The sequence below is a fragment of the Luteibacter sp. genome (assembly GCF_051958795.1).
Classification (GTDB): domain Bacteria; phylum Pseudomonadota; class Gammaproteobacteria; order Xanthomonadales; family Rhodanobacteraceae; genus Luteibacter.
In genome coordinates this window covers 1-2,153 of sequence record NZ_JBQCFT010000154.1, presented here as the reverse complement: position 1 = coordinate 2,153, position 2,153 = coordinate 1, and the positions used below count along the sequence as shown (strand labels likewise).

The window sequence follows — 2,153 nt, the reverse complement described above, 5'->3', positions numbered from 1 at the left end:
TTTCGTTATGACTATGAGACGCGCGCCTTGCTGTCCGCGGACGAAGCCGTGCCCGGCCACGCGTGTCCGCAAACCGGATACGAAGCGAAATCCGGCTCTCCCACCATGAACCTCAGTACGTCCGGGAGGCCTTGGGGCCCCACCACGAAGCGAGTTCCGCACAATAGAGCGGCCGTAGGCCAATAAGTACATTTGCGCCGGAGGCGCACTCCGGTACGAACGCGGAGGACCTGTCTGAGCAGCGAGGGTGGGCCCCAAGGCCTCTTTCCGGAGACGTCCGAGCGCAAGGCGGCGTCAGCCGCTCAACACATGCATTCGCGCCAGCGAATGAACCGATTGCATAGCGCGAGGCCGAAGGCGAGCGCGCCCGCACAAAACCGTGCGTTTTCGAAAGGGGAACGTATGGGCTAGCCGTATTGCAGATGGGCCTGACCGGCTGGCGGGGGTACATTGGTGTTTGCCCTTTTGCCCCGGGCGCATCAAAGGCAACCGCGATGATCGCTCGAACGCGCGTCCTGCTAGCCATGCTCGCCTGCACCGGCGCAGCCCATGCCCAGGAAATGCACGACCACGACCACCCCGTGCCGGAAAAACTCGGCACGGTCTCGTTTCCCATTGCCTGCGCACCGGCCGTGCAGCAGCCGTTCGACCGCGCGGTCGCCCTGCTGCACTCCTTCGCATTCAGTGCCGCGCAGAAAGCCTTCAGGGAGGTCGCCGCGAAGGATCCTAAATGCGCCATGGCCCACTGGGGCATTGCCATGACCGACTTCCATCCGGTCTGGCAGCCTCCCCTGCCCCCGGCAACCTTCGCCGAAGGACAAAAGGAAGCGCAGGAGGCCGCGAAGCTGCAACCCGCTGCCGGGCCAGACCGCGATTACATCCGTGCTCTGGGCCAGCTTTACCGGGCCGACCCCAAGCTTACGAGCGCACAACGAACCATGGCCTACGAACAGGCGATGGCGGTGGTGGCAGGCAGCCATCCGGATGACATCGAGGCGCAGGTGTTCTACGCCGTGGCCTTGCTGGCCAATGCATCACCCACCGACAAGACGCATGCGCGACAGAAGCAGGCCGTCGCGATACTCGCGCCCCTGTTCAAGGCCCATCCGGACCACCCCGGTATCGCGCACATCCTCATCCATGCCTGCGATAGCGCCGAACTGGCGAAGCAAGGCCTCGACGCCGCGCGCAAATACGCGAGCATCGCGCCATCCGCCTCGCATGCGTTGCACATGCCTTCGCACATTTTCACCCGGCTGGGTTTGTGGGATGACTCGATCGCATCGAACATCGCCTCGGAAAAGGCGGCCCGCGCGCAGGGCGACCTGATGGGCCAGCTACACGCCATGGATTACCTCGTGTATGCGTACCTGCAGACCGGGCGCGACAAGGAAGCGCGGCAGGTCATCGCCGAGATGAAGAAGCTGCCGCGACTCGACATGACGGATTTCGCCATCGCCTATGCGTCGACGGCCATGCCAGTGCGCGTCGCCGTGGAAGAAGCACGCTGGGACGAAGCCGCCGCGATCACGCCACCGCAGGGTGCACCCGAATCGGTCGTGGCGATCGCGCTCTGGGCGAAGGGCATAGGGCTCGCGCGGACCGGCCGCCCCGACGAGGCGCGGGCACAAGGTGAGCGCCTGCGTGCGATCGAGGCTCGCCTGCACGTGGCGGGCGACACGTACTGGGCGGAGCAGACCGGGATCCTTGCGACCGAGGTCATGGCCTGGGCGGCGCAGGCAAGCGGAAATCCTGCAGGCGCCGTCGCCTTGCTGAGCGACGCCGCGGAGAAGGAAGACCGGATCGAGAAGCGCCCCGTCACACCCGGCCCCATCGTACCGGCGCGCGAGCAGCTCGGTGAATTGCTGTTCGAGCAGCACAAGCCAGGCCCCGCGCTCGCCGCGTTTCAGGATGCGCTTGTACAGGCACCGGGGCGTGCGGGGGCGCTTCGCGGTGCGGCAAAGGCGACCGCCAGCAGCGCGTCGCTTTAGCCTGCCGTTCCTTTTGGGAGCGGGGGTGGGCGCTTGCTGTGTTGGGGCCTGGCCTAACCCTGGATTTGCCCTCCAGCGCGCTCCCACAAGGAACGGCAGGCTAAAGCGACGCGCTGCTGGCGGTCGCCTTTGCCGCACCGCGAAGCGCCCCCGCACGCCCCG

General features: G+C 66.2%; 1 protein-coding gene. It reads left to right on the top strand.

All coding sequences use genetic code 11. The features are described from left to right. Positions 1–494: 494 nt before the first annotated feature. A complete protein-coding gene (locus ACTHLF_RS08180) occupies positions 495–1,991 on the top strand; it encodes a hypothetical protein (protein WP_440326450.1) in 1,497 nt (498 codons plus the stop codon). Positions 1,992–2,153 lie beyond the last annotated feature (162 nt).

Excerpts from the sequence above, each read along its gene's own strand:
- ACTHLF_RS08180 (WP_440326450.1), top strand. The coding sequence starts at position 495 with ATGATCGCTCGAACGCGCGTCCTGCTAGCCATGCTCGCCTGCACCGGC.